Raw genomic sequence first — 26,510 nt, 5'->3', positions numbered from 1 at the left:
CTGAGTGCGCGATCGATTCTCCACCGCGATAGAACTTCTGACAAAAAAAGATCTCCGAAAACTCGAAGATCAGGCATTCGTTGACGACTTTGGTGACAACTGAACGGTTACAACTGAATGATTTTTGCAGTCACAGCCATACTTTCCTCGTACAGCACATCCTGCCCGACCCGCTGAAGCTGTTCACTCAACAACGTTTCAGCCTTCTGATCATTCAGTGGGGTCACTTGATTGATCCGGCACGCCTGGGCGCCCCCTCCTGCTTCCATTCGCATACATCCAGTCGTCTGAGAACACAACACTGTGCAGCAATCCGCGCGCAAATTCGTCGAAGACAGTTTCAAGCTCACCATATCGCCTTTCACTTCTCCCACGTCTGCGGTCGGAATCCCCGCAAGTTCCGCCTCAATTTTGCGCCCGTTCGCCGCCATAAAGAAGACGCGCTGCAAATCATAAATGTCATTTTCTTTTTCGCGCGAGACCGGCTCCCACTCCAAACGACTGGCTAACCAACCGAGATACATCAATGCTTGTGCAGAATTGCCTTTTTCGTAATCAATGACAACTTGATCGACTTCCCAAATTGCATCCCGCCGCTCCGGAGCATCAAATGCTTCTGCTGCAAGTTCCTGCCAAGCAGCTAACCGTCGCCAATTGAGGTCAGTGACAAACACACCCTCTTCACGTAAGTTCGCAAGCTTTAAGAGTTCTGCTTCAGCATCCGCAGCAAACCGACTGGAATCAAAAATAATCTGATTGGAAAGCTTCGACAACCGTTGAAAGAGCGGTTGATCAAGATGCGGTGCGCCCTTCCACCAAACAATCCGGGGCAATTCGCTAATCAGTAAAGAAGTTGCTAAGTCACTGGCTCGATTCAAAGCGGCTTCTGTTCCTTTCAACGAAACATACTCACAACAGACGAGAGCCGCCTGATTGGCTTTATTGATTGGACAGTAAGCCGAAACCTGAGCCGAAACGCCTTCATCTTCTCCCGCAAAAGGAAACAGCGAAATAATTCGACAAGGATTTTGGCTCGCAACGACATCGGCAATTCCAGAGCCTGCTGCATCTGATACATAGCGAGGGGCTTCTGAGTTCTGAGTCGGAATTTCTCCCTTTCGCTTGGCTAGGTCCTCGCGCAGCTTCGCTAACAGTTCAGGACTGGAATATCCGTTCACTTCCAGCCCATAAGCTGCCTGTGCAACCCGAATGGCAGCTTCGGTTCTCGGACCGTCAATCCCGTCCACGGGACCAGTATAAAAGCCCATCATCGCCAACAATCGCTGGGTTTCTTCTGGTTCATAAACGACTAAGGTAAACGTTGTAGCCCGGGTGGCAACCATACCTGAATTATCACCACCAACTTCTCGATACCCTTGCCAAATTTGATTTAGCTCTTGTTCGATCTCATTGAGCGAGACATCCTTAGGAGCTTGGAGTGAAACGAGTGGAGCAGATTTAGGAGCCATAACACTGCGGAGTTTTAGAGTTTGGAGTTTGGAGTTTAGAGTTTGGAGGCTGAGTCAAGCGATCAGCTATCCAACCTCAGGCAAGCTTCTGAAGAATCTGGAGTTTAGAGTCTGGGCAGTTCGATCGCTCATCCAATCTCTAAACTCCAATTTCTCTAGAGTCTTCGCCAACGACGACCATCACGGTTAATCAACTGCTCAGCTTCAGAAGGTTCCCAGGTTCCAGCTTCATACTGAGGCATCAGGCTCGGATCAGTGCGGGCTTCCCAAGCGGTTAGAGCAGGGGTGACAACGCGCCACGCGGCTTCTACTTCGTCAGAACGAGTGAACAGCGTTTGATCGCCCATCATGCAGTCGAGCAGTAAGCGATCGTAGGCTTCTCCTCCGGTTACGCCGAACGAAGACCCATAGCTGAAGTCCATTTCTACCGATCGCGTTCTCAGATCCGCACCCGGCATTTTGACTTCAAACCGCATGCCAATTCCTTCATTCGGTTGCAGCCGCATGACGAGAACATTCGCATTTGCCTGCTTCGCTGCCGACTGAAAGATCAAATAGGGAACATCCCGGAACTGAATGGCGATTTCGCTGACTTTCTTCGGTAGGCGTTTTCCAGTGCGGAGATAGAAAGGAACCCCTTGCCATCGCCAGTTATCGACCATGAATTTCATCGCGACATACGTCGGAACGAGCGAATTCGGATCGACTCCCGGTTCTTCTCGATATCCTGGCACCTGCTTGCCTTTCATCCAGCCTGAAGAATACTGTCCCCGCACAGCGGAGTGTTCTAAGCGAGCCACATCCGCGAGGTGAGTCGCTTGAATCACTTTCACTTTCTCAGTCCGAATGCTATCGGCATCGAGTGAGTTCGGTGGCTCCATTGCTGTCAGACAGAAGAGCTGCATCAAATGGTTCTGCACCATGTCTCGCAGAGCGCCAGAAGATTCGTAATAACCCGCTCGATCTTCAACGCCCACAGTTTCAGCAACGGTAATTTGAACGTGATCGATAAATTGGCGATTCCACAACGGCTCAAAGATCGCATTGCCAAATCTGAAGACTAATAAGTTTTGAACCGTTTCTTTGCCGAGATAGTGATCGATCCGATAAACCTGATGTTCTTGACAGACTTCATTCACCACGCGGTTGAGCGCTTGCGCCGAACTGAGATCCCGCCCAAAGGGTTTTTCAATCACGAGGCGTGTTTTCTGCGCGTCTTTGAGCATTCCAGCTTTACCGAGTTGCTGAATGGCTTCCGGGAAGAATTTCGGTGCAACCGAGAGGTAAAAGACTCGATTGCCTCTTGTGCCTCGAATTTTGTCGATTTCTTCCAGACGTTGTTTGAGTTTTTGATAGCTGTCTGGGTTATCAATGTCACCGGGACAGTAGAACAGTCCTTGCGCGAAGTCTTGCCACAGCGCATCGGAGCCAACGCCATCGGAGAATTCTTCAACGCCTTCTCGCATTTGTTCGCGGAAGTAATCATCGCTCCATTCCCGACGGGCAACCCCGACGATCGTTAATTCTGGAGGCAGTCTCCGCTCTCGCTTGAGGTGATAGAGAGCCGGAACAAGTTTGCGTTTCGTCAAATCGCCGGAGGCACCGAAGAACACAATGATGTTCGGTTCGGGCATTCGTTGCTGTTGAAGTCCAACGCGCAGAGGATTCTGTAAGAGAGTAACCATATTGGGAGGGGAAATCAGGGGAGTGAATTTCGGAGTGCAGAGCTAATGAAGAGAGTAGCTGAGAGCCTGTTAGTTGAAGTCGCGACGAACAGATAAGAACACTTACAGTTATGGAGATGGGATAGACCATCTGTGCGGTTTTGTCTGTCCGCCGCGATTTCTATGGATTGGGGGCGTTATCCAAGACTAAGCTTAGACCGCAGCTAGTCGATCGACCTTTTCTTGCAGCGAAGCCATCAACGATTCAAACGGCTGCACAAACTTCGCAATGCCATCTTCTAAAAGCTCCGTCATCACTCCGGCAAGATTGATATTGATATCGGGATCGTTCAAGCTTTCAATCAAGTTGTAAGCTTCTTCAACGCCAGTATCGATACGAGAAGCCACGTCACAATGATCTGCACAGGCTTCGATCGTGGCTGGCGGCAACGTATTTACGGTATCCGGACCAACCAGTTCATCGACGTACATCACATCGCTGTACTCTGGATTCTTCGTTCCGGTACTTGCCCAGAGCAGGCGTTGAACATTCGCACCTTTTTCTTTCAGAGCGAGCCAACGGGGATCATTAATGATCGTCTTGTACTCTTGGTAAGCAATTTTGGCGTTCGCGATCGCAATTTTTCCCTTCACAGCACGTAGCTTCGCTTCTTGTTCAGCAGTATCTACACCTTTTGCTAATTTTTCATCGATTTGAGCATCGATACTACTATCAATCCGGCTTAAGAAGAAACTAGCAACTGAAGCAATTTTGCTGATGTCTTCGCCTTTTTCAACGCGTTTTTCTAAGCCTCGAATGTATGCCCAAGCCGTGTTGACATAGCTTTGAACCGAGAACAATAGCGTCACGTTGACATTGATCCCATCTGCAATCACCGCTTCCACCGCAGGCAATCCGGCTGACGTACCAGGAATCTTGATCATCACATTGGGACGACCAATTTCTTTGTAGTATCGACGCGCTTCTTGAATCGTCTTCTCGGTATCGTTGGCAATATTGGGCGGAACTTCGATACTCACATAGCCATCCAAACCGCCGGACTCTTCATACACAGGCAGAAAGATGTCACAGGCATTGCGAATGTCATCAAAAATCAGCGACTCATAGAGTTCGAGCAACGGCTTACCCGCACGAATCCCTGCTTCGATATCCGCATCGTAAATTTTGTTTCCTTTAATCGCTTTCTCGAAAATCGCTGGATTCGAGGTTAGTCCGCGTAATCCACGCTCTTCAATCATGCGCTTAAGTTCGCCGGATTGAATCAGATCGCGCGCCAAGTTATCCATCCAGATACTTTGACCGTAATCTTTGATTTCGAGAATGTGGTTTACCGTTACCATGGGGTCTGCTCCTATTTGTACGAACCTAAAATTGTCTTTTCTCGGATGCGCTCTTGAACAAAGGATTCAACCAGCGCAACATCTTCGGTGCTTCCAATGATCAATGGAACCCTGTCGTGTAACTTATCAGGAACAACATCTAGAATTTCCTGGGTTCCAGTGCTTGCCCGCCCACCTGCTTGTTCTGCCAAAAATGCTAACGGCGAAGCTTCGTAAAGCAATCGCAGCTTGCCTTCTGGCTTTTTGACTGTACCGGGATAAAGGAATACACCACCTTGATACAAAATGCGGTGAAAATCACCAATCAACGCGCCGCCATAGCGTGCGGTATAGCCTTCATGCCGATGCACGTAGCGAATAAAATCCCGGTAGGACTCTTCCCACTGCCAGAAATTCCCTTCATTGACGCTGTAGATTGCGCCATGTTCAGGAATTCGGATATTTTCATCCGCTAAGATAAACTCTCCCAAACTTGGGTCAAGCACGAAGGAATGCACCCCTTTGCCGATCGAATAAACCAGCATCGTGCTCGGGCCGTACAGAATGTAGCCTGCGGCGATCTGTTTGCGACCGTGACTTAACAAATCCTGTGCTGTTCCGTCTGCGTCGTCTCCTTCTTGCTGTCGAATCGCAAAAATAGAGCCAACATTGATATTGATATCGACATTCGAGGAGCCATCGATCGGGTCATATAGCAACGTATATCGACCCAAAGGGCAGTTCTCTGGAATGTAATAGGGTTCGTCCATCTCTTCTGAAGCCAGGCGACAGACTAGCCCACTCTGCTTAAACACAGAGATAAAGACCTCATTGGCATAGAGATCCATTTTCTTGACAGACTCGCCTTGAATATTTGTACTGCCCGTAAATCCTAAAACGCCTTCCATCAACCCGGCGCGACTGAGGCGACGAGCGATGAGTTTTCCAGCAAGCGCAATTCGCGACATGATCGCACTCAAATCCTGAGCATCGGCTGAAAAACTTTGCAGTTGTTCCAGAACATGACGAGAGAGAGTAGTGCAGTCTCGATCGAGGGTCAAATCGCGATCGAGCAGAGGTTGAGCATCGACCATTCCAGTTTCCTCCCTGAGATCAGGGTTTTTATTTCACACGTCTCTAAATTAGTAAAGGCGACTGTGCGGATACTTCTATCTTAAGAAGGCATTCTCGAAACGGGGCGTTCTTTAAGATGAGCTAAAGAATGTCAATCCATTTAAGTAAGCAATGATACGGAGACAAAGCTGAATGCCTCAGAATTAGAATCTGTCAACGATTAAAGGAACTAATTCTTGAGGAGACTGAATCAAAAAATCAGGATGATTCGCTTGTAAAATCTCAGTAGAATTCAATCCCCAAGTTGCCGCGATCGCGCACACTCCACTTTTTCTTGCCGCTTCGATATCACGGGTTTCATCCCCCACGTAATAGACCTGAGACGGATGGAATTGATGCTGGCGCAAAATCTTAAGAATCAGGCGACTTTTGCCAAACAAAGCATAGCTTGCCGAAACAAAATCGAATGTCGAAGTTAATTCTTGGATTCTGAGAAATTCCTGAATATTTCTAACTGAATTTGTCGAAACAATTCCTAATAAATGTCCATGCTCTTTCAAGTGTAAAAGCGTTTCTCTCATTTCTGGGAAAAGCTGTAAAGAGGAAATTTCTCGATTGAGTTCTTGCGTAAAACGTCGAATCAAAAATGGGAGTTTCCAAACCGGAATTCGGGATCGGCGTAGGGCTTCTCGCGATCCGAGTTGCTTGAGTTCTTCTAAGGTTTCTTCATCAAACGGCGGAAAGCGAAACTCAGCCGCTAATCGATTCGTGATCGCAATTCCAACTTCGACACTATCGACGATCGTGCCATCAAAATCGAACAAGATAACTTTCACAGGTGAAGGTATGAAACGATAAAGCCAACAGCAAGATTAATACTTATTTACAGGGTAATCAACTTTGATATCAATTTAATCCTACTTTTCTCAGGTTCCTCTATTCTGAGAGTTAGAGATCTTAGCGCTACGTTCCAGTCTCTTCACACTTCAATCTGAGAGGAATTTCATATGTCGCAACTTCATGCTGCTGAGTTCTTCAAATCGGTTCGCAATGATCAGGCATTGAAAACCCGATTGCAGGCAACAAGCGATCCGCAGACGTTTGTGAAAATTGCTAGCGATCGAGGCTATCAGTTTACAGAAACTGAGCTAGAGAATGCATTGGAACAATTCCCGGAATCCGAATTGGCTGCGATTTTTAATCCTGGTGTTGGGGGGCGGCAACGGTTAATTCCACGATAGCCTCTAGAGTGAGTGAATCATCGGGGGTTGGATAAATCCCCGATTTTTGCTGTCACACCATTCCAAAATTGTTGAAAGATTGCGTTAAGCTTGATTCCGACTATTTTGGCAAAATGTTCCATGCGCTACTCTTCTTTCGTGTGCTTCGTTAGTTTGCTGCTTGTGACGAGTTGCACAGCTCCGAAAACCGCAGATTCTCCGACTGCATCTCCAAATCCGACACCGGAAGAAGCCCGCCGTACGCTGACATTTCCGCCCGCTCCTCCGACTGCGCCTTTATCAGTTTCTCCAACTTCTCCAGTCGATCTCAACACTAGCGCGATCGTTCAAAAGTATTTGAGCCAGATCTCTGCTCAAGGCTATCCGCAAACGGTTCAAGGCATCTGGATGCAATCCGGCAATACGTTATTAGCGCAGAATCAAGGAACTATCCCTCTGTCTGCTGCCTCTTTAACGAAAGTTGCCACCTCTCTTGCAGCCCTTCAGACTTTCGGAATTGATCATCGGTTTGAAACGGTCATTGGAACCAATGGCACGCTCAAAGACGGCGTTCTCAATGGCGATCTGATTCTTCAGGGCAATGGTAATCCTCTCTTTGTCTGGGAAGAAGCGATCGCAGTTGCCAATGCGCTTTCACAACTCGGCATCAAAAAAGTCACAGGCAATCTGATTGTGTCGGGTCGCTTCTTTATGAACTTCAATCCAGAATTAAACACATCCGGTGAGTTGTTTAAGCAAGCTCTGAATGCGAATACTTGGACAGGTGAAGTTGCCGAACAATATGCCACCTTACCCGCTGGAACTCCAAAACCGCAAATTGCGATCGCGGGCAATGTGAAAGTTGCAGCCAATCCCTCAATCGCTCAAACCTTAATTCGGCATCGTTCTCTACCTTTGCCGGAACTGCTGAAAAAGATGAATCGCTATAGCAACAATGCGATGGCAGAGATGGTCGCACTTGCGGTTGGTGGAGCAAAAGTGGTTGCTTTGAAGTCTGCACAGGCAGCAGGTGTCCCTCAACAAGAAGTGATTCTCGTCAACGGTTCAGGACTCTCTCCAGAAAATCGGATTTCGCCGCGCGCAGTATGTGCGATGTTTCTCGCGATCGAGCAATATCTCAAACCCAGTCAAATGACCGTGGGAGATATTTTTGCGATCGTGGGTGAGGATGCTGGAATTTTGGATCAGCGAAAGCTGCCCAAAGGATTAGTTACAAAATCCGGAAGTTTGAATGAAGTTAGTGCGCTCGCAGGAGCATTGCCGACGAGCCAGAAAGGAGTGGTTTGGTTTGTCGTGATGAATGGCGGAGGCGCCAACTTAGAAGGGTTCCGGGCAGGGCAAGAGTCGCTAGTGAATACTTTTGCAAATCAGTGGGGAGCAGTTTCAGCAGTTCCCGCCCAATTGGCAGCAAATCGCGATCGCGCAAGTTTGAAATCCTTGATTGAAAAAGCAAACTGATGGGAACGCGTAACACAACGTTTTGAAATCGATGCTTGATTGAAAAATTGAACTGATTGAAACCATAGCTTGAACGCATATCAAGCTATGGTTTCAACTTTGATCTGAAAAAACTTTCCGTCCCCAGGTTGACACAGAGATTCAAACTGACTATAGTACCTAAGTACTAAAAACATTTGTATTACCCAAATCTCGTTGAGGAAAACGCCATGAACGGATTAGGTACACGCAGCAGACCTCCCAAAGAGACCATTGGAGTTTCACATCGCACGATCGCTCTAGATGCTGGAAACTATGATCTCAAGTTTTGGAACGGTGCAGGACATCCAAGAGCGATTCGCTCTGTGAGGTTTCAACTCCCTCAAGGACGCGATCCCGTTCGTTTCTCGGATCACTCTCCCTTGATCGAGTTACCCGATGGAACGCGATATCATTTTGGCACACAAGCGTATAAGTATCGCCGCCAGCAACAAACTGTTGTAGAAAACAAGGTCGATTTGTCGCGGTTGCATCTGTATGCTTGCCTAGAACCGGAACGCGATGAACAACTGAGCCAGTTTCCACTGCATGTCTATGCGTCTACTCCTGATCCAAACCGCAATGCAGCAGAGATCAAAGCTCAATTGATGGGAGTCCATGAATTCAAGCGCAATGGGATTCCATTTAAAGTTACAGTTGAACACGTTGAAGTAGAACGAGAAGGAATCGGATCATATCGTTATGCGCAACAGTTAGGACTCATTCCTGACAATGGCTATACGATCGTCGTAGACATCGGTGGCGGAACCTGGTTAACACGGCTCGTCGATGCGGAAGGCGATGTAATTGATGAAAACGTGATGGATCGCGGCGGTTCTTATGAACTCGCAACGTCAATTAGCTTCGATCGCCGATTGATTGATGGCTTGGGTACAACCGTTGATCCGGCGATCGTCATGGATGGCTTCAAGTCCGGGCATGTCTATGCCGACACAGGACTCTCTTGGTCATTGTGGTTAGAAGAGTATTTAGATCCCTGGTTTAAGGGAATTTTCCAAACGATTAAGGCACAGTACACCCCTTATATGCCGCGCGTGACTCGATTTTTAGTCACAGGTGGCAGTTCTCATTTGATTGCAGAACGGCTTGCAGGACGAAAATTGTTTGCGGTGATGCCGGATCCGCAGTTCGCAAATGTTCGTGGATTGTTTCCGATCGCAGAAGGATGGCAGCTATGTATGACAACAAAGTAAGACTGAGCAAAGATGTGATTGAAAAAGCAGAATTGATTGCAGAAGAATGGGGATTGAAAAATTCTCGGGCTGCGATCGAGGCTGTATTTCGCAAGTATGCAGATGATTATCTCTACGGGCGATTAGGCACAACGGTGATTCATGCACCCCAACCGATCGTCGATCGAGACAGTCAGGCCGTTGGATGTGATGCGATCGACGAATTGGATGATTTGTTGGGATTGTAAGTTTGATTGTTGTAGATCGATTCTTAATTTGTCCAAAGCGTAGAGTCAAGCCTAAATGACGAAAAGAATCGGTCTACTCCTCTGTGCTTCTAGCCAGGCCTGCGGATGAGCATTAATCCTGATCAAATTTGCGTGGGGTGAAATTTGCGATAAAGCATAGCTCGGATCGGTTCGCCTCGAATTAAATGTCGATCGACGATCGCTTTCACTTCTTCCGGTCGGACGCGATCGTACCAAATCTGATCGGGTAAAACGAGCACCATCACGCCATTGCCACACTGACCGAGACAGCTAGAAGGCTCGATGTTCACCCCAACAGGCGCAAGCGATTGAAAGGCTTGAATGACCTTCGCTGCGCCCTGTTTTCGGCAAGACTGATGCTGACAAATCCGCACCGTTAACATGACTCAGAATCGGGTAGAAGTCCTTTGGTCGCTAACCACTCCCGATTGAACAATTTAGATTGATATCGACTGCCCCCATCACAGAGAATCGTCACGATCTTATGTCCGGGACCCATTTGTTTTGCGAGTGCAACTGCCGCCCCAACATTGATCCCCACAGACCCACCGAGGAATAGACCATCTTTTTCGAGCAGTTGATACAGCACTCTCAGGGCTTCTCGATCGTCGATTTGAATTGCATCATCCGCAGGCGCACCTTGCATATTGGCAGTCACGCGACTGTTGCCAATTCCTTCAGTCACAGAACTGCCTTCGGAAACCGTCTCACCCGTTTTGACATAGCTATAGAGCGCACTTCCCATTGGATCAGCCAGTACACATTTAATTTGAGGATTCTTTTCTTTGAGGTAGAGTGCGACCCCGGCATAGGTTCCACCCGTTCCGGTCGCAGTCGTCCAGACATCAACTTTTCCATCTGTCTGTGCCCAGATCTCAGCCGCAGTGGTTTCATAATGAGCGCGACGATTTGCCAGGTTATCAAACTGATTTGCCCAGACCGCATTCTCCATTTCTGACGCAATTCTTCCGGACAGGCGCACATAGTTATTCGGATCTTTATAAGGCACGGCCGGAACCGTTCGGACTTCTGCGCCCAAGGTTCGCAATAAATCGATTTTCTCCTGAGATTGCGTCTCTGGAATAATGATCAAACACTTATAGCCTTTCGCGTTGCAAATATGGGCAAGTCCAATCCCTGTATTGCCTGCGGTTCCTTCAACAACCGTTCCGCCAGGCTTTAGAAGTCCTTGTCTTTCCGCATCTTCAATAATGTAGAGTGCAGCGCGATCTTTCACAGAGCCGCCTGGATTGAGGAATTCCGCTTTTCCTAGAATTTCACAGCCTGTTTCATCACTGAAGCTATTGAGCCGAATTAAGGGAGTGTTGCCGATCGTATCTACGAATCCGTGTTTGATATCCATGCCAGTTTTTGCGCGATGTGTTCCCTATTGCCATTTTGACGGATTATAGAATCGTTTGGTGCGCAGGAGTTGCAATCAAATTGATATAATCAAGCCTCACTCACATTCAGACGCAACCCACCCATGCAGTTTATTGATCAAGCAGAAATTCAAGTTCAGGCAGGCGATGGCGGCGATGGAATGGTGTCTTTTCGTCGTGAGAAGTACGTCCCGGCTGGAGGCCCAAACGGCGGCAACGGCGGACGCGGTGGCTCGATCGTGTTACAAGCCGATGAGAATTTACAAACGCTTTTAGACTTTCGCTATATGCGATTGTTCAAAGCCGATAACGGGCAAAAAGGCGGAACGAGTAATTGCACTGGCGCTTCAGGACGCGATCGCATTATCGAAGTTCCGTGTGGCACGATGATTTATGACCTCGAAACAGACGAACTGATCGGGGATCTAACCACGCATGGTCAAACGCTGAAAGTTGCCGAAGGCGGAAAAGGTGGACTCGGAAATCATTGTTTTCTCAGTAATCGCAACCGTGCGCCAGAGAATGCGTTTCCAGGACAACCCGGAGAACTGCGATCGCTACGACTCGAACTCAAACTTTTAGCAGAAGTTGGCATTATCGGCTTACCCAATGCAGGTAAATCGACGTTGATCTCAGCGCTCTCTGCTGCACGTCCCAAAATTGCAAATTATCCTTTCACAACGCTCGTTCCAAACTTAGGCGTGGTTCGTAAACCCAGTGGGGATGGAACTGTTTTTGCCGATATTCCAGGGCTGATCGAAGGGGCACATATGGGAATCGGATTAGGGCATGATTTTCTGCGCCATGTGGAGCGGACTCGATTGCTGTTGCATCTCGTCGATGTGACTGCAGAAGATCCCATCGCAGATTATCAAACCATTCAAGGTGAGTTAGATGCCTATGGTCGCGGATTAAGCGATCGCCTGCAAATTCTTGCGATTAACAAATTAGACACCGTTGATCCAGAGAGTGAGGAAGTTCAAGCGATCGCGTCTCAACTTGAACAACTCAGCGGCACATCGGTTTATCGAATCTCAGCGGCAGCGCATATGGGATTAGATTCCTTGATGCAACGAGTTTGGCAAGAGCTAGATGAATTGAAGTCCCAAGAAGAAGAGGAATTGCAAGCATTGGAACAACTCCAATCCACTCCATCTCTCGTCGAGAGTTAATTTCAAACCTCCAAGGCGAATGGAAAACCTTGGAGTGTTCACCTGAAATATGCAAGCTGCGTTGAGCGGAGCCGCAATGCCCAAAATTTTCAGCTTAACGGGTTGAGCATCGGGGAGATAGAAGAACCGAGAAAAATCTGAAATTATAGTTGCCGCTCCCTATTTCACCACTCCCTATCTCACTACTCTGCAAAACTAACGTCGTAAACTCCTACAACGCGACCGCATTCCTGACCTGACCTGCATCCAACGCTTGCAATGCCACTATTGCCGACTGAAGCCGTCGTTCCAGTGTAGTTTCCGTCATCCATTGCAACCAATCGACAAAGACTGGGCTGACATCAACCACCGCTTCCAAATCAAAGCGACTACCTTTACGCGGAAGCTGTGAGGGTTGAAGTCCTGTCAGGGCTGTCATAATCGTCAAACCCAAACTATATAGATCAGAAGCCGTTACCGATCGACCTGTATATTGCTCTGGCGGTGTGAAGTCGTGTGTATTCACCAAAGTGAATGCTGAAGTCCCGTCTTGCCGATTCAAAATCGTTTTCACCGAGCCAAAATCGACAAGGTGCACTCGGCGATCGCCAAGTAAAATGTTGCTCGGTTTGATATCCCGATGCACGATCGAGGGATTACGACCTTGCAGATAGATCAAGATATAGAGCACTGACTTCGCAATCTGTCTGGCTTCTGCTTCGGTAAAGGTGCGACCTCGTTTGAGACAATCTGCCAAAGATTTACCAGCTACGTAAGTTTGAACGAGCGCCAGTGCTCGACCTCCAGGCAGACGATGTTGGAAGTAGCCCAAATACTTTGGAATACAAGGATGAGAAAGAGACTTTAAAGTTTCGACTTCTCGATCGAACAGTTTCAGGTCATCCGGACGCAAGTCTTCATCCGAACACAATAATTTCACCACAACCCGTTCTTTGGCATGGAGATCGTGTGCAAGTAACGTCCAGCGTCCTGCATGTTTCCCTAATTCTCGTTCAACTTGATAACGATCGCCCAGGATTTGCCCTGCCATAATTTCACCGAATTCTAGAGCCGTTATAGCTTTGATAATTTACCAACCGCAAGCTGATATCCTTATATAGCTAGGAATTTGAGCAAAAGTTCATCGCTCTGCCCCTATCCTTTATCTCTGATTTAATATGTCTTCAATTTCAAATCCTTCGCTGCGTCAACAGCAACATCCCTTAATCCGAAATTTAGCGGATGCGATCGAGCAAATTTGGCATGAGCATTTAGACCTTTCGCCTTATCACCTCCCTGAAGATTTGGGGTATGTAGAGGGACGCATGGAAGGGGAGAAATTGGTGATTGAAAATAAGTGTTTTCAGACTCCTCAATTTCGGAAGTTGCATTTAGAGCTAGCGAAATTGGGTTCTTCGCTCGATATCTTGCACTGTGTCATGTTTCCTCGCCCAGAGTATGTGCTGCCAATGTTTGGTGCGGATTTAGTCGGTGGAAAGACCGGGCAGGTGAGTTTGGCGATCGCGGATCTCTCGGCATTGAGTCACGATCGCCAGTTGCCCCTTGAATATCAGACCGAGTTGAAAGCAGTTCCCGAAACGAAATTTGTGCAACGTCGGGCAGTTCCAGAGTGGGGGGATATTTTCTCGGATTTTTGTTTATTGGTGCGTCCGGGCAGTGCGGAAGAGGAGAATGCGTTTCTCGATCAGGTGAAGGCATATTTGAAGATTCATTGTCAAAGAGCGATCGCGACTGCGCCCACTCCGGAGCGAAAGGCAGAAATTTTGGCAGGTCAGCACTATTACTGTTCTCAGCAGCAAAAGAATGACAAGACTCGGCGAGTTTTGGAGAAGGCATTCGGGGAAGCTTGGGCAGATCGCTACATTACGACAGTTTTGTTTGATTTGCCTGAGTGATGTCACGAGCGAACGGGAATCTTAAGCAGAGATTTTCGTTGCGGTGTCACTATGCCAAAAGTAAAACCTCCCCTACCGTGGGAATGCTCTACCAAATCTGCTTATGTACCGCTTTCTTTTGAGGGAGAAGTGGTAGGATTTTGTCGCCCAGATTGTGCAACTGAGATTGCCAAATCACTCAATGAGGCGGAGGTGCTTCAAAAGGCATTGCAATTAGCGTGTTATGAGTTGGTTGCGCGATCGGGTGGGTCTTCAGAAAGCGTAGGTGAGTTGGTAAAGCGCTATCTTGCAAAAGCAGAGCGCCCACTCCAAGGCAGTGCATTGATTGCGGTCTTGCTAAAAGAACGTCAGATCGATTTGGATCTGACAGATGATGAGTTTGCCAAGTTCTGTGATTCTTATCGATTATCGCGAGCAGAACTGCGCGAGATTTATGGTGGAGAAGAGATTGAAAGTCATCAATTGATTCCCCTGTCTCGGATTTTGGGGAAGACCGTCGATGACATCATTGAAGCGTGGAAGGGCGATGATTAGGAATCTAAGAGAAGGTTCGGTCATGTTCTAGGTTCGTATAGTCTCACAGAATACCTTGCACTCTCAACTCAGTTTCTCCTGAACTAAACCTTTGTAGATCGACCACCCAAACGGCATACAGCTTAACCTTGTTTCAAAAACTCTTATCTCTACGGATAGAGCAAATGAGCAGGGTTAAATCTCTACGATTGGGGGCAACCGAAACCGCATCGATAAAGATTTTGTAATCTAGGAGAATCATTCATGTCTAACGCGAAAGCGTACTCCGCCGCCAGTGCAACCTCGCCCCTGGCTTCCGATACGATCGAGCGTCGCGATCTAACCGAACAGGACGTACAAATCGAAATTCTTTTCTGTGGCGTTTGTCATTCTGACCTGCACATGGTGCGCAATGAGTGGAGCGTCGCGCCTACGGTTTATCCGATCGTTCCGGGTCATGAGATCGTTGGTCGTATCACTCAAGTCGGCTCAGCAGTCACCAAATTTAAACCTGGCGATCTTGCAGGAGTGGGCTGTATGGTCGATTCGGATGGCACTTGTCCCCAATGCAAAGCAGGTTTAGAGCAGTTCTGCCCGAACATGACTCTTACGTATAACTCTCCGGACAAGCACCTTGATGGTGTCACCTACGGCGGCTATTCGGATAGCATCGTCGTCGATCAACGCTTCGTGCTGCGTGTCCCCTCGAATCTCGATCTTGCTGGAGTTGCGCCCCTGCTTTGTGCTGGTATCACCACCTATTCGCCCCTGCGCCACCATGGCGTGACTAAAGGCAAAAAAGTAGGAGTGGTTGGTCTTGGCGGACTAGGACACATGGGCGTGAAGTTTGCTCATGCACTTGGAGCGCACGTCGTCGTCTTCACAACTTCACCTGACAAAAAGGAAGATGCGCTCCGGCTTGGTGCTGATGAAGTGGTCGTCTCCCGCAACTTGGACGAGATGCAGCAGCATGTGAACAGTTTCGACTTCATTCTCGATACGGTCGCCGCCAATCACGACATTAACGCCTATCTCAATCTACTTCGGCTCGATGGCAATATTACCCTAGTTGGTGCGCCTCCGAAGCCTCTGGAGGTCGCAGCATTCAGCCTGATCATGGGTCGGCGCAATCTTTCTGGCTCCAACATCGGTGGGATTGCCGAAACTCAAGAGATGCTCGACTTTTGCGGCGAACACAACATCACAGCCGATGTTGAAGTTATCCCGATTCAAAAAGTCAATGAAGCTTACGATCGACTGCTCAAGTCCGATGTCAAGTATCGTTTCTCGATCGATATGGCATCACTCAAATCTGAATAATTTAGTAACCCGCCAGTCATTTGTTTAACGGCAGCTGAAATTGCAGTCGTTGAACAAGTGACTGGATTGCTATTGTGCTGACAGCACACAAACCTCTTAGTTTCTTAACTGAGTGGGAGATGATAATTGGTTGCCTGTTTTATTGAGAAATGCGTCCACACTCCAGATTCCTGAACCATGAGCTGCCATGTAGAGGAAAATGAAACAGTAGAGAACTGCAAGCTCACCACCATTGACGATCGGGAGAAATCCTTTGGAAGCATGTGCGATAAAGTAAGCGGCTGCCATCTCACCACTCGCAAGAAATGCAGCATAGCTTCCCCAGAGTCCCAAGGCAACGAGTAGACCGCAAAGAACTTCGAGTACTCCGGCTATGCCAATTAATGATGTGATCGGAACCGGAGCTTTACCACTTGGAATCCCGAATATTTTCTGAGTTCCATGCAGCAGAAAGGACAATCCTACAATGATTCGCAAGATTGCATAAATATAGGGTGAGTATCGAGTCAGCATGGTTGAAATCTCTTTCCTCCGTGTAGATAAGTTATGTGCCTTTTGAGGGATGAAAATTTGATAAAAAACAAACGGAATTGATGATCGCATTAGCATAGGCGATTCCTCAATTTTCTTCATCTATCGAATTCAGTAAACGAAAGCAGAACTAAGCAGTGCAGATTACTTCTCTCTATCAATTCTCCCTACCCAGGCGACTTTGACTCAGACTGACTGACGACCCGTTAGAAATGTTTGCGCTTGCGGCTCGCTCGGTGCCTGCTGCTGAGACAGATGTGCTCAGCAAAATAGTAAAGCTGATCGAAGGTACGATCGCTGCGACAGCGAATTTGTAGTTCATAGTAAAAAATTTGTAAAACTGATAGAGTTAGACCGAACGAATCGGATAGAGGTTGAGGTTAGTGTGCAAAGCAAGCAATGATGAAATCGCAGCTGCACCATATATCTCAAAGTGAACTATAGAAGAACCTATTATTCACATTCTGAGCCAGTTGAATGTTCGCGATCGCACTCAAGCTGCAATGTTTTCCAATAGATTCCCGCCCTTGTTGAACAAATCGGATTGAGCCATCACGCTGCCACTGAAGGGATACAATCGTTTGTATGTTAGGTTACATTTTATGAACTATTCATGCCGAACCTCAACAGCACACTTCTGAAAAGCCTTACAGGGAGATAATTTGAGCAGTTCATCTTAAGTGCTCTATCTTGAGGCATAAACTATTCGATAGATGTGGAATATTTCAGCTTCAGCGCACGATGAAACATAGAGAATCAACTGAATCTAGCGCTGCAAGCTACATCCAATCCGCAGAGTTAGATTCAGTTGATTCTCTTCAATTACTTTTTGGGAGTGAAACAGGCGTGAAGAAAGTTGCGCTACGTCGTAGTTTAAGTACGATCGGCGTATTGGGTCTAGTCGGGGGGCTTTTACTAGCTTGTTCTTCTACACAGCAGACGAATCAGAGTGATTCAAAGCTGAAATCAGTCGCCGTTACAGTGGGAGATTTGAGCAATCCTTTCTTTGTGCTGATGGGTCGAGGAGCAGAAGAAGAAGCTAGAAAAATTGGAGGCGATGCGGTTCGGACAACTGTCGTCTCAAGTGGATATGACTTGAATCAACAGTTCAATCAAATCGAAAACTTTATTGCTGCAAATACTAACTTGATTATTCTGAATGCGGGAGATAGTAAAGGTATTGCCCCTGCGGTTGAGAAAGCAAAACAAGCTGGCATTGCAGTGATTGCAGTGGATACAGGAGCAGATGGAGGAGTCGATGCAACGATTACCTCGAACAACTTGCAAGCGGGACAACTCAGTTGTCAGTACATTGCCGATCGCTTAAAAGGGAAAGGCAATGTTGTGATTATCAATGGCCCTCCTGTGCAATCCGTTTTCGATCGCGTTGAAGGCTGCGAGAAGGTTTTTGCAAAATATCCTGGCATCAAACTACTTTCAAAAGACCAAAATGCTGAAGGGAGCCGTGATGGTGGGTTGCGCGTCATGACGGACTTACTGACCTCGTTCCCGAAAATTGATGCAGTCTTTGCTATTAATGATCCGTGTGGAGTTGGTGCAGAATTAGCGTCCCGACAAGCCAAGCGCAATGAGTTCTTTATTGTGGGAGTCGATGGCGCACCAGAAGCAAAAAGCGCGATCGAAGATAAAAGCAGCTTGTTTGTAGCAACCGCCGCGCAAGATCCATTAGGCATGACTCAGAAAGCGGTGCAAGTCGGCAATGACATTCTAAACGGTAAAAAACCTGCGGATCCCAACATTCAGATTCCCGTCAAGCTGATTACGCGAGACAACGTGAGCCAATACAAAGGGTGGCAGTAATGACAACCAATCCAGAAACGATGCCAGATCATGCTCCGACCATAGCTCCAGTGCTAGAGATGCGGGGCATCACGAAACGCTTTAATGGCGTTCCAGCCCTACAAAACGTCAATCTTACGCTGTATCCAGGTGAAGTTCACGCTCTGATGGGCGAAAACGGAGCCGGAAAAAGCACACTCATGAAGATTCTTGCCGGAGCTTACATTGCCGATGAAGGCGAGATTTGGGTGAATGGTCAACGGCTCCATATTACTGATCCAGGAGTTGCGAAACGAGCTGGAATTAATCTGATCTATCAAGAGCTAAACGTTGCACCGAACTTGACCGTCGCTGAAAATATGTTCATGGGCAGCGAACTCAGTCATGGGCAACTGCTAGATCGAGAAGGCATGTTGCGAGAAGCTACAAAAGTCCTCCAAGATCTAGGGGCAAGTTTTGCACCGGATGATCTGGTCTCAAGTTTGTCGATCGCAGAACAGCAGCAAGTCGAAATTGCTCGTGCGCTCAAAGACAAGAGCCGCATTCTCGTGATGGATGAGCCAACGGCTGCACTCTCTGAGCGAGAAACAGAGCGCCTATTCGAGGTGATTCACAAACTGAGACAGGATGGAATTGCGATCGTCTATATTAGTCACCGCATGGAAGAAGTCTATGCGTTGGCAAATCGAGTCAGTGTCCTGCGAGATGGTCAGTACATTGGCAGTTTAGAGCGGTCTGAAATTACGCCAGAGCGACTCGTGCAAATGATGGTCGGGCGATCGATGGAAGGCTTCTACGAACACCACCCACAAACGACTCCAGGCAACGTGGTGCTAGAAGTCAGACAAATTAGCGACGGTCATAAAGTTCAACCGACTGATTTAGTCCTGCGAGCCGGAGAGATTGTCGGATTAGCCGGATTAGTTGGAGCAGGACGAACCGAACTATCGCGCTTGATTTTTGGGGCAGATCCGAAGACCAGTGGAGAAGTATTTCTCAATGGGAAAAAGCTAGATATTCATACGCCTGGAGACGCGATAGCAGCAGGCATCGGCTACGTTCCAGAAGATCGCAAAGATCAAGGCTTATTTCTGGAAATGAGTTCCGGTCAGAACATTACGCTGAATATGCTGAAGCAAGATGCGAAAGCTGGCGTAATTAACTGGAAGACTCTAGGCGGAATTGCGAATGCTGCAGTGGAGAGCTTCAACATTCGATTAGCCAATCTAGAAATTCGCGCCATGGATCTGTCGGGTGGCAACCAACAGAAGCTTTTACTGGCGCGCTGGCTAGCGATCAAACCGCGCGTCCTCTTACTTGATGAACCGACTCGCGGCGTTGATATTGGTGCGAAAAGCGAAATCTATCGGATTATTAGCGATTTAGCACAACAAGGCGTTGCAGTCTTGATGGTATCGAGTGAACTACCTGAAGTGATTGGACTGAGCGATCGCGTTCTAGTGATGCGCCAAGGACAAATTGTGGGTGAGCTTGGTGGATCAACTCATCGAGAAATTACCCAAGAAAACATTATGCATTATGCTACTGGCGCATCGGAGGTCGCCGCACTATGAGTCAAACCGAACTACGACCTTTAAAAGAACCCAGCGATCGCCCAGCGAATCGGCGAAAATCCACGGGCAACTGGCTTCAGATTGCTGGAATTTTGCCAATCTTGGTCATCATCTGTATTCTCTTCTCGATTCTCACTCCGAACTTTCCTACCGCTGGAAACGTTGTCAATATCTTTCGTCAAGCATCTATCAACATTGTCTTAGCAACAGGACTCACCTTTGTCATTCTGACCGGAGGAATTGATCTGTCTGTTGGATCGATTTTAGGTGTGTCAGCGGTGGTTGGTGTATTAGTCTCATTGTCTGCGGTGAGCTGGCTTGCCATTCCAGCCGCTTTGTTGACTGGATTAGCCATCGGATTAATCAACGGTGCATTGATTGCGTTTCTAGATCTCCCGCCTTTTATCGTGACATTAGGCGGTTTGACTGCGCTACGAGGGACGGCTTATCTCGTTGCCAATGGCACTACGGTTTTGAATCGTAATCTCAATTTTGCCTGGGTTGGTAATAGTTATTTAGGCCCTTTTCCGTGGCTCGTTGTGATTGCACTGCTTACTGTTTTAGCAAGTTGGTTTGTCTTGCGTCGGACAGTGTTAGGGGTACAAATCTATGCGGTTGGGGGAAATCAGCGAGCAGCACGACTGACCGGGATTAAGGTGAACCGTGTCTTGCTCTTTGTTTATGGTGTCAGCGGATTGTTAGCAGGGTTGGCTGGCATTATGAGTTCTAGTCGGCTGTATAGTGCGACTGGTTTGCTCGGAAATGGATATGAGTTAGATGCGATCGCGGCTGTGATTTTAGGCGGGACAAGCTTTACAGGTGGGATTGGTACAATCCCAGGAACGCTGCTTGGTGCATTGATTATTGCAGTCCTGAACAATGGGCTAACGCTCCTCAATATGTCTTACTTCTGGCAGCTTGTTGTCAAAGGTTTAGTGATTATTGTAGCTGTCGTGATCGATCGATTGCGCCGTCGTTCTACACGATAATCTGAATTTAATTTCTCAATTTCGTAGGTGTGCAGACTTTTACTTAAGGTCTACCTAAAATTGTGGGCAATAAGTCTTGCCTAACCTGACTTGGATCAGCAACAGGTAATTTGCCTTCTCAGTTTCAGACTGAACTTAACCTTCTAGAACCTTTACTGCTATCTTAAGCTCCTGCACATTCAGTCGGTGGCTCAAGATAGCAGTAAAGGTGTTTGAGCCGCTTTTACAACGATGTCGTCGTCTACGATGGACAAGGCAATTTCCAAATTTATGGCTATCCGACAACCGTTTTTCCACCGACTGATTTCCACACTGCTACTTGGGTTGCGGGTTGGATCTACATCATCGAGAACTTGGGATATCTGGGCGATCGCACTATCGGCGAAACCCCAGTCTATCGCTTGAACTGCTCCACGTTTGCGATCGAGAAAGTGAAAACTTGTGGAGAAGCTCCAGGCTGGATTCATAAGCATCGTGCCGTGTTGAGCCATGGTCAAATTCACATTAGCGGTGGCAAAATTTGGGCAATCCAGCAGGACAAACCCACCCTCGTGGATCACACTGAAGCCTATTTTCTGGATTTAGAGCAGCATTGCTGGCATCGCGTTGAAACATAACATTTTATAAAAGCATTTTTAGTGATCCGCACGCGAAAAGCTTTCATTTGACAACGTATGAACGCTTTCTAGAAGTTCCAAGACACTTAAAGGCAGGCGTGATTCATTGAGATCTAATGTGAAAGTCGGCAGTAGCTATTCCATACGCAAAGAAGTCTGGTTGAAGACTTTCCGTATGTTTACAGGGTGCTGAAAAAATCCCTGAACAGCAACCAAAACGGTATCCTAGTAAAATTTCGTAACTGTAAAATTTTCAATAAGCTTATTGTTCTAATCTAAGAACCGGGAACTGTAGGGTTATCTCCTAATAGGAATATGATCCAATGAACCTGAACTATAGCTATCGCAAACCTCTGATTGGTCTTGTCAGCGCTGTTTCTGTTTTTGTGCTGAATATGCCATTTGCTCAAGCATCCGGCTGGACGTTTCAAGTCACCAATAGTGGCAGCACTCCTTTGCTCAAGGTGGAAGCATCCGAGGATGGCGAGACTTGGGGAGAATTTAAGGGCAGCTCGATCGACCCTGGTGAAACTGCAACCATGCAGTGGGCACCTGCTACAGATGACTCGAACTGCGTTTGGCAAGTCCGGGGAGTTTATGCAGATGGCCCCTCTGAAGCTGCTGAGTTCGACTTTTGCAGCGAACCCGATCTAGAATTCACGAATTAAGTTTCGCTAGAGCTATTGATTGCCGATTCTTTAAAGTCTTAAGGCTTAGTGATGTAGAAAAGTCCTGAAACGTCTGATTTATCGAGAGTCTCATGTGAGACAAGAATGGCTTGGGCGGGGCAAATTGTGAGAGGCTTAAGTTCCTACACAAAAACAATCTCATGCAACTGCCCCATCTGTATCGTGAACTAATCGACCAATTCCGTCAATGGATTCAACCGCGTGACCAACGGCACTTAGAGGGCGTATCCGAAGCGGTTGCTGCAATTCTACAATCCGAGAGCGCCTGCTTGAATCATTGGTTGCCCTATTTGAGCCATCGCGGTTGTACCGCCCGCAGTCACCATGCTCGCTTGAATTACTTACTGACCAATCCGCAGGTCAATGCTGAAACCTTCTATGTTCCATTATTGCAGCAATTGCTCTGTGCCTTTGCCGGGACAGACTTGCTGCTGACGCTCGATACCAGTGTGTTGTGGGATCAGTTCTGTTGGATTGGGGTCTGCTTTGTTTGGGGTGGACGCTCGTTCACCTTAGCTCAGATGGTTTTGGAACATGGCAGTGCAACAGTTGCTTTTGAAGCTTATCTTCCTGTCTTAGAGCAAGTTTTCAGCCTGTTGCCCTCTGATTGTCGGGTGACGCTGCTGGCAGACCGTGGCTTTGAGCATGGCGAACTGATGCGGTGGTGCAATCGACACGCATGGGACTGGTTGATTCGGGCTAAAAGCAATCTCACGATTACCCTCGCTCCCGGTGTATCGCAGTCTGTTGCTCAATTGCTGTCTCCAGTCGAGCAGGCTTACTTGTTCCCGAACGTGACAATTCTCGAAGACATCCCCTGCCATCTCGCCACTGCTACACTGCCAGGGGGACAAGAGCCTTGGGCTGTCCTCAGTAGCCAACCCCCTTCATTACAGACGTTTGAGCGCTATGGTCATCGCTTTGGCGGAATTGAACCGCACATTAAAGACTACAAATCTGCTGCCTTTGACATCATTGGCTCTCATTTACGCGATGCCACAGGGCTTACCCGTCTGTTCATGCTGCTCGATATGGCAACGCTGATTGCTTTGGTTTTAGGCTTTTTGCTCGTGCGTTGCGGTCAACGCAAACGGCTCGATTCCCATCCAGAGCGAGGCTTGAGTTTTCTGCAACTTGGTTTGCGCTATCTCAAACAACTTCGTCATTTGGGTCAACCCTTGCCCCGATTTCAGCCTCTGCCACGTCGGAGTCCACCGACGGCATGTGCTTCTCAAAGTAAGCGCGATCGTTTAAATCAAAGGATTCTATTCTCCAAAGTCACCACGTTCTCATCGTGAGACAGCAAAAAGTTTTCTACATCACTAAGGTCTTAAGGTCAATCATCTCGCCTAGACTCGTCAGATTTGACGGGTCTTTTTTTGTTTCAGGGTCATTTTCTGAGAGTATGAACGCTTTGCGGAAGTTCTAATACACTTAAGGCAAGCGTATGATCATCCCGTTCCTCACCTCTGAAATTACTTCAGCCGCAAAGGAGATTCTCGCCTGATTGCATAAGAAGAAAGCCCGTTAAACCATTCAGAACTGGGAGGGAAGCTTGGCTGACGTAGTGATAGGTCTAGATCTGGGGACAGGAGGGGTGCGTGCGATCGCGGTTGATCTGCATGGACAACTCATGGCTCAGACCACAAAAAGTTATCCCCTGTTCACACCACAACCGGGTTGGACAGAGCAAAATCCGGCAGATTGGGTAGAAGCTAGCCTGAAGGCTTTATCAGACATTGCTCAACAGCTTAGTGAACATCGTGCGATCGCGCTCGGGTTATCCGGGCAAATGCACGGGATGGTTCCGCTCGATGCAGAAGGTCATGTGATCAGACCCGCCATTTTATGGAACGACCAGCGTACTGGAAAAGCAGTAGAAGCGATCGAATCGACAATTTCTCGTCAAGAATTGATTCAACGAACTGGCAATCCTGCAATTACAGGGTTTCAGCTTCCAAAGCTCGTCTGGTTGCGAACAGAAGAGCCACAAGCCTATGCCCAAGTTCGGCAAATCTTGCTGCCTAAGGATTATTTGGGCTATGTCCTAACTGGCGTAGCGGTTACAGAACCCTCCGATGCTTCAGGAACAGGCTGTCTGAATCTAGCAAATCGGCAATGGGACATTGATATTCTGAATGCGCTTGAGATGAATCCAGCCTGGTTTCCACCTGTCGTGGAGTCTACGGCGATCTCCGGGCGCTTGAAACCAGAGATCGCAGCACACGTGGGGCTACCAGCCGGATTACCCGTCATTGCTGGAGGGGGTGATAATGCCGCCGCCGCAATTGGGTTGGGAATTTCAGCCAGTAATCTGAATCGAGGAAGTCTGAGTATCGGTACGTCGGGCGTGATTTTTGCTCCTTTGGAGCATCCCATCCCTGACCCAGAGGGACGAGTGCATCTGTTTTGTCACGCGGATGGCGGCTATCACTTGTTGGGTGTGACGCTCGCGGCAGGCGGCTCGTTGCGCTGGTATCGAGACACGATCGCTCCCCAAATTGCCTTCGCGGATCTGATGCAGTTGGCGGAACGTTCACAGCCGGGTGCTCGGGGTGTTTTATTTCTGCCTCACCTTGCGGGAGAACGCAGCCCTCACCTTGATCCAGAAACTCGGGGTGCCTGGGTCAATTTAGCTTTAGCCCATTCGCAAGCTGATCTCATCCGGGCTGTACTGGAAGGCGTTGCATTCAGTCTACGAGAAGCCTTGGATATAATTCACAACATCACTCCAATGAAGCAACTCTTGGCAACCGGAGGAGGAGCACGATCGAGTGTTTGGCTCAAGATTCTAGCAGATATTTTGCAGACAGAATTGATTGCACCTAAAGCTGAAGAAGGTGCTGCCTATGGAGCTGCAATTCTAGCGATGGTAGGAGTTGGGGTGTATTCCAATTTAGAAGCTGCATTTCAGATCCTTCCCCAAGCTGAAAACGTTGTACAACCACAGAAAAATCTAATTTATGAGTCTGCTTTTCAAAAATATCAGCAATTATATGAAGCTCTTAAAGCAGTGCGTTGAATCATTCACGACTATTCAATCGCCATTCACACGATATGATGCAGCAGTAATAAATCAGGCATTTGAAACAGTGATTGATAAACCAGGACTGCACCCCCGATCGCTGTAGAATCCTTTCCAAATCTAGAAATCTTGAGCCGAAAACGAGCAGCCTGATCAAAACCATAGCCGCTCCCATCCGGCAAGCAACCTTGCAACATTTCATCAAACTGATCTCGCACATAGGGGATTAATCCTGCGAGTTGTCCTCCAAAAACAATCTGTTCTGGATTCAGTACTCCAACCAATCCTCGAACTCCCCAACTCAGATATTTTCCCCACTCGTTCACGACAGCTTGAGCGATCGCGTCACCCCCTTCTAAACAGCACAGCAGAGTTTCAAGATTGATGATTTCTCCAGTGCGGCGGTAATAGGCGTGTAATAGACCTCGCTTGCTGCACAAAGCTTCAAAGGTTCCAGGACGCACATCGGCTGGAGTATCAGAATCGTGCGGGTCAATCATCAGTTCAGATACTTCACTAGCAGTGCCTCCCGCTCCACGGACTAGGCGATTGTTTAAGACCATGCCAGCGCCAATACCAACATTGAGAAATAAGTAAAGCAAACTATGACTGGGCATCGATCCACTCAAGTACATCTCAGCGAGAGCACCTGCATTAGCATCGTTTTCAATGTAGAGCGGCACATCCAGATATAGATCCAAATAAGTTCGTAAGTCGATATTCTTCCAGCCTAGTCTGGGAGCACGAAGGACAATTCCTTGCCGATCTAAGCTCCCTGGAATCGTGATACCAATTCCCCGCGATCGCGCTTTACTCTCTGGGTTTGCTTCCCAGACCTGTTGAATTAACTCAATTAACTGCTGAGCAATAATGTCTGGAGCCGTGTCGGTAATCGGGATTTCGACTCGTCGGGTCACTTGAGCTGCAAAATTCAGTTCAACCACTCGTAGGCTTTCATCTTCGATCGCAACTCCAATAAAAAAAGCACCTTCTGGATTGAGTTCTAGCTCGATGCCAGGTCGCCCGCCTTCAGTTCCAGATGCCGTTGATTTTCCCTCACGTACAAGTCCAGCCTCAATTAATTCAGCCGTAATGAGAGTAACCGTTGAACGAGTCAAGCCAGTTCGATGGGCAATCTGAGCACGAGTCAGACGGGGCAAATACCGTAATAAGCTGAGAATTCGCGTAAAGTTAATTTGCTTCAGCAAGCTCGCATCCGTCGCCAGGGGTTTCTTACTGAGGTTTGCTTTCATAAGAAACTATCCAACTTCAGGTT

General features: G+C 47.8%; 25 protein-coding genes. 15 read left to right on the top strand and 10 right to left on the bottom strand.

The genetic code is table 11. The annotated features are described in order from the left end of the window. Nucleotides 1–107: 107 nt before the first annotated feature. The 5 genes from opcA to ACMUEV_RS20890 all read right to left on the bottom strand — a co-directional run bounded on the left by opcA (nt 108) and on the right by ACMUEV_RS20890 (nt 6,384). Nucleotides 108–1,469: a glucose-6-phosphate dehydrogenase assembly protein OpcA gene (gene opcA, locus ACMUEV_RS20910; RefSeq protein WP_017287304.1), complete on the bottom strand. Its 1,362-nt coding sequence runs from the start codon at nt 1,467–1,469 to the stop codon at nt 108–110. A gap of 155 nt (nt 1,470–1,624) precedes the next feature. After that, entirely contained in the window at nt 1,625–3,154 is a 1,530-nt protein-coding gene (gene zwf / locus ACMUEV_RS20905; protein WP_017287303.1) for a glucose-6-phosphate dehydrogenase, read from the bottom strand. 192 nt (nt 3,155–3,346) lie between these two features. Beyond that, nucleotides 3,347–4,495 carry a transaldolase gene (gene tal, locus ACMUEV_RS20900; protein ID WP_190651607.1) on the bottom strand — a complete coding sequence of 383 codons (1,149 nt, stop codon included), beginning with the start codon at nt 4,493–4,495 and terminating at the stop codon, nt 3,347–3,349. An 11-nt stretch (nt 4,496–4,506) separates the two neighbouring features. Further along, complete coding sequence (gene fbp, locus ACMUEV_RS20895) at nt 4,507–5,568, bottom strand: class 1 fructose-bisphosphatase (protein ID WP_017287301.1); 1,062 nt, start codon at nt 5,566–5,568, stop codon at nt 4,507–4,509. A 183-nt stretch (nt 5,569–5,751) separates the two neighbouring features. Beyond that, nucleotides 5,752–6,384: an HAD-IA family hydrolase gene (locus ACMUEV_RS20890; protein ID WP_287454946.1), complete on the bottom strand. Its 633-nt coding sequence runs from the start codon at nt 6,382–6,384 to the stop codon at nt 5,752–5,754. A gap of 171 nt (nt 6,385–6,555) precedes the next feature. On the opposite strand from ACMUEV_RS20890, the gene ACMUEV_RS20885 reads away from it, so the two are divergent. From ACMUEV_RS20885 to ACMUEV_RS20870, 4 genes are all read left to right on the top strand, one after another. Then, entirely contained in the window at nt 6,556–6,789 is a 234-nt protein-coding gene (locus ACMUEV_RS20885) for a Nif11-like leader peptide family natural product precursor (RefSeq protein WP_017287299.1), read from the top strand. Between the two features lie 162 nt (nt 6,790–6,951). Next, nucleotides 6,952–8,247: a D-alanyl-D-alanine carboxypeptidase gene (locus ACMUEV_RS20880; protein WP_347277607.1), complete on the top strand. Its 1,296-nt coding sequence runs from the start codon at nt 6,952–6,954 to the stop codon at nt 8,245–8,247. A gap of 209 nt (nt 8,248–8,456) precedes the next feature. Continuing rightward, the gene (locus tag ACMUEV_RS20875) at nt 8,457–9,479 is read left to right on the top strand and encodes a ParM/StbA family protein (RefSeq protein ID WP_017287296.1); all 1,023 of its coding nucleotides are present in this window, start codon (nt 8,457–8,459) and stop codon (nt 9,477–9,479) included. Then, nucleotides 9,461–9,706, top strand: a complete 246-nt coding sequence (locus ACMUEV_RS20870; protein WP_190651603.1) for a hypothetical protein — start codon at nt 9,461–9,463, stop codon at nt 9,704–9,706. Before ACMUEV_RS20875 ends, ACMUEV_RS20870 begins: the two co-directional genes overlap by 19 nt. Before the next feature lie 122 nt (nt 9,707–9,828). Here ACMUEV_RS20870 and ACMUEV_RS20865 read toward each other — a convergent pair whose 3' ends face one another. Continuing rightward, nucleotides 9,829–10,110, bottom strand: a complete 282-nt coding sequence (locus tag ACMUEV_RS20865; RefSeq protein ID WP_190651602.1) for a (2Fe-2S) ferredoxin domain-containing protein — start codon at nt 10,108–10,110, stop codon at nt 9,829–9,831. Then, complete coding sequence (locus tag ACMUEV_RS20860) at nt 10,104–11,090, bottom strand: cysteine synthase A (protein WP_190651599.1); 987 nt, start codon at nt 11,088–11,090, stop codon at nt 10,104–10,106. Before ACMUEV_RS20860 ends, ACMUEV_RS20865 begins: the two co-directional genes overlap by 7 nt. 123 nt (nt 11,091–11,213) lie before the next feature. Here ACMUEV_RS20860 and obgE point away from each other — a divergent pair, with 123 nt between their 5' ends. Further along, complete coding sequence (obgE, locus tag ACMUEV_RS20855; protein ID WP_017287292.1) at nt 11,214–12,281, top strand: GTPase ObgE; 1,068 nt, start codon at nt 11,214–11,216, stop codon at nt 12,279–12,281. Between the two features lie 211 nt (nt 12,282–12,492). Here obgE and ACMUEV_RS20850 read toward each other — a convergent pair whose 3' ends face one another. Further along, on the bottom strand, nt 12,493–13,311 hold the full coding sequence (locus ACMUEV_RS20850; protein WP_017287291.1) for a serine/threonine protein kinase: 819 nt from the start codon (nt 13,309–13,311) through the stop codon (nt 12,493–12,495). Nucleotides 13,312–13,438: 127 nt separating this feature from the next. On the opposite strand from ACMUEV_RS20850, the gene ACMUEV_RS20845 reads away from it, so the two are divergent. The 3 genes from ACMUEV_RS20845 to ACMUEV_RS20835 all read left to right on the top strand — a co-directional run bounded on the left by ACMUEV_RS20845 (nt 13,439) and on the right by ACMUEV_RS20835 (nt 16,009). After that, a complete protein-coding gene (locus ACMUEV_RS20845; protein WP_017287290.1) occupies nt 13,439–14,176 on the top strand; it encodes a phycocyanobilin:ferredoxin oxidoreductase in 738 nt (245 codons plus the stop codon). A 51-nt stretch (nt 14,177–14,227) separates the two neighbouring features. After that, nucleotides 14,228–14,710 carry a hypothetical protein gene (locus tag ACMUEV_RS20840; RefSeq protein WP_190651597.1) on the top strand — a complete coding sequence of 161 codons (483 nt, stop codon included), beginning with the start codon at nt 14,228–14,230 and terminating at the stop codon, nt 14,708–14,710. Nucleotides 14,711–14,953: 243 nt separating this feature from the next. Then, entirely contained in the window at nt 14,954–16,009 is a 1,056-nt protein-coding gene (locus ACMUEV_RS20835; protein WP_017287288.1) for an NAD(P)-dependent alcohol dehydrogenase, read from the top strand. 96 nt (nt 16,010–16,105) lie between these two features. On the opposite strand, the gene ACMUEV_RS20830 is transcribed toward ACMUEV_RS20835, so the two are convergent. Next, complete coding sequence (locus ACMUEV_RS20830) at nt 16,106–16,522, bottom strand: DoxX family protein (protein ID WP_036045594.1); 417 nt, start codon at nt 16,520–16,522, stop codon at nt 16,106–16,108. Nucleotides 16,523–17,281: 759 nt separating this feature from the next. Here ACMUEV_RS20830 and ACMUEV_RS20825 point away from each other — a divergent pair. From ACMUEV_RS20825 to xylB, 7 genes are all read left to right on the top strand, one after another. Beyond that, a complete protein-coding gene (locus tag ACMUEV_RS20825; protein WP_199329511.1) occupies nt 17,282–18,361 on the top strand; it encodes an ABC transporter substrate-binding protein in 1,080 nt (359 codons plus the stop codon). Continuing rightward, nucleotides 18,361–19,914 carry a sugar ABC transporter ATP-binding protein gene (locus ACMUEV_RS20820; RefSeq protein ID WP_190651595.1) on the top strand — a complete coding sequence of 518 codons (1,554 nt, stop codon included), beginning with the start codon at nt 18,361–18,363 and terminating at the stop codon, nt 19,912–19,914. Before ACMUEV_RS20825 ends, ACMUEV_RS20820 begins: the two co-directional genes overlap by 1 nt. Beyond that, a complete protein-coding gene (locus ACMUEV_RS20815) occupies nt 19,911–20,903 on the top strand; it encodes an ABC transporter permease subunit (RefSeq protein WP_190651593.1) in 993 nt (330 codons plus the stop codon). The genes ACMUEV_RS20820 and ACMUEV_RS20815 overlap by 4 nt, the downstream gene beginning before the upstream one ends. 212 nt (nt 20,904–21,115) lie before the next feature. Further along, nucleotides 21,116–21,520, top strand: a complete 405-nt coding sequence (locus tag ACMUEV_RS20810; protein ID WP_190651591.1) for a hypothetical protein — start codon at nt 21,116–21,118, stop codon at nt 21,518–21,520. Between the two features lie 323 nt (nt 21,521–21,843). Continuing rightward, nucleotides 21,844–22,188, top strand: a complete 345-nt coding sequence (locus ACMUEV_RS20805) for a hypothetical protein (RefSeq protein ID WP_017287281.1) — start codon at nt 21,844–21,846, stop codon at nt 22,186–22,188. A gap of 161 nt (nt 22,189–22,349) precedes the next feature. After that, entirely contained in the window at nt 22,350–23,507 is a 1,158-nt protein-coding gene (locus ACMUEV_RS20800; protein ID WP_415354608.1) for a transposase, read from the top strand. Between the two features lie 257 nt (nt 23,508–23,764). Next, nucleotides 23,765–25,231, top strand: coding sequence for a xylulokinase (gene xylB / locus ACMUEV_RS20795; RefSeq protein WP_190651395.1), 1,467 nt, complete (start codon nt 23,765–23,767; stop codon nt 25,229–25,231). Nucleotides 25,232–25,257: 26 nt separating this feature from the next. Here xylB and ACMUEV_RS20790 read toward each other — a convergent pair whose 3' ends face one another. Next, nucleotides 25,258–26,487, bottom strand: coding sequence for an ROK family transcriptional regulator (locus ACMUEV_RS20790; RefSeq protein ID WP_190651393.1), 1,230 nt, complete (start codon nt 26,485–26,487; stop codon nt 25,258–25,260). Nucleotides 26,488–26,510 lie beyond the last annotated feature (23 nt).

Origin of the sequence: Leptolyngbya sp. FACHB-1624 (assembly GCF_047649235.1) — a bacterium.
Taxonomy (GTDB): domain Bacteria; phylum Cyanobacteriota; class Cyanobacteriia; order Leptolyngbyales; family Leptolyngbyaceae; genus Leptolyngbya; species Leptolyngbya boryana.
The sequence above is the reverse complement of the archived record's forward strand: the minus strand, read 5'-3'. Positions and strand labels throughout refer to the sequence as shown.

Coding starts and splice junctions, on each gene's coding strand:
- ACMUEV_RS20820 (WP_190651595.1), top strand. CDS start 18,361: ATGACAACCAATCCAGAAACGATGCCAGATCATGCTCCGACCATAGCT.
- obgE (WP_017287292.1), top strand. CDS start 11,214: ATGCAGTTTATTGATCAAGCAGAAATTCAAGTTCAGGCAGGCGATGGC.
- ACMUEV_RS20840 (WP_190651597.1), top strand. CDS start 14,228: ATGCCAAAAGTAAAACCTCCCCTACCGTGGGAATGCTCTACCAAATCT.
- ACMUEV_RS20870 (WP_190651603.1), top strand. CDS start 9,461: ATGTATGACAACAAAGTAAGACTGAGCAAAGATGTGATTGAAAAAGCA.
- zwf (WP_017287303.1), bottom strand. CDS start 3,154: ATGGTTACTCTCTTACAGAATCCTCTGCGCGTTGGACTTCAACAGCAA.
- ACMUEV_RS20805 (WP_017287281.1), top strand. CDS start 21,844: ATGAACCTGAACTATAGCTATCGCAAACCTCTGATTGGTCTTGTCAGC.
- fbp (WP_017287301.1), bottom strand. CDS start 5,568: ATGGTCGATGCTCAACCTCTGCTCGATCGCGATTTGACCCTCGATCGA.
- ACMUEV_RS20860 (WP_190651599.1), bottom strand. CDS start 11,090: ATGGATATCAAACACGGATTCGTAGATACGATCGGCAACACTCCCTTA.
- ACMUEV_RS20830 (WP_036045594.1), bottom strand. CDS start 16,522: ATGCTGACTCGATACTCACCCTATATTTATGCAATCTTGCGAATCATT.
- ACMUEV_RS20865 (WP_190651602.1), bottom strand. CDS start 10,110: ATGTTAACGGTGCGGATTTGTCAGCATCAGTCTTGCCGAAAACAGGGC.
- ACMUEV_RS20800 (WP_415354608.1), top strand. CDS start 22,350: ATGCAACTGCCCCATCTGTATCGTGAACTAATCGACCAATTCCGTCAA.
- ACMUEV_RS20845 (WP_017287290.1), top strand. CDS start 13,439: ATGTCTTCAATTTCAAATCCTTCGCTGCGTCAACAGCAACATCCCTTA.
- ACMUEV_RS20815 (WP_190651593.1), top strand. CDS start 19,911: ATGAGTCAAACCGAACTACGACCTTTAAAAGAACCCAGCGATCGCCCA.
- ACMUEV_RS20835 (WP_017287288.1), top strand. CDS start 14,954: ATGTCTAACGCGAAAGCGTACTCCGCCGCCAGTGCAACCTCGCCCCTG.
- ACMUEV_RS20875 (WP_017287296.1), top strand. CDS start 8,457: ATGAACGGATTAGGTACACGCAGCAGACCTCCCAAAGAGACCATTGGA.
- ACMUEV_RS20885 (WP_017287299.1), top strand. CDS start 6,556: ATGTCGCAACTTCATGCTGCTGAGTTCTTCAAATCGGTTCGCAATGAT.
- ACMUEV_RS20790 (WP_190651393.1), bottom strand. CDS start 26,487: ATGAAAGCAAACCTCAGTAAGAAACCCCTGGCGACGGATGCGAGCTTG.
- ACMUEV_RS20825 (WP_199329511.1), top strand. CDS start 17,282: ATGAAACATAGAGAATCAACTGAATCTAGCGCTGCAAGCTACATCCAA.
- tal (WP_190651607.1), bottom strand. CDS start 4,495: ATGGTAACGGTAAACCACATTCTCGAAATCAAAGATTACGGTCAAAGT.
- ACMUEV_RS20850 (WP_017287291.1), bottom strand. CDS start 13,311: ATGGCAGGGCAAATCCTGGGCGATCGTTATCAAGTTGAACGAGAATTA.
- opcA (WP_017287304.1), bottom strand. CDS start 1,469: ATGGCTCCTAAATCTGCTCCACTCGTTTCACTCCAAGCTCCTAAGGAT.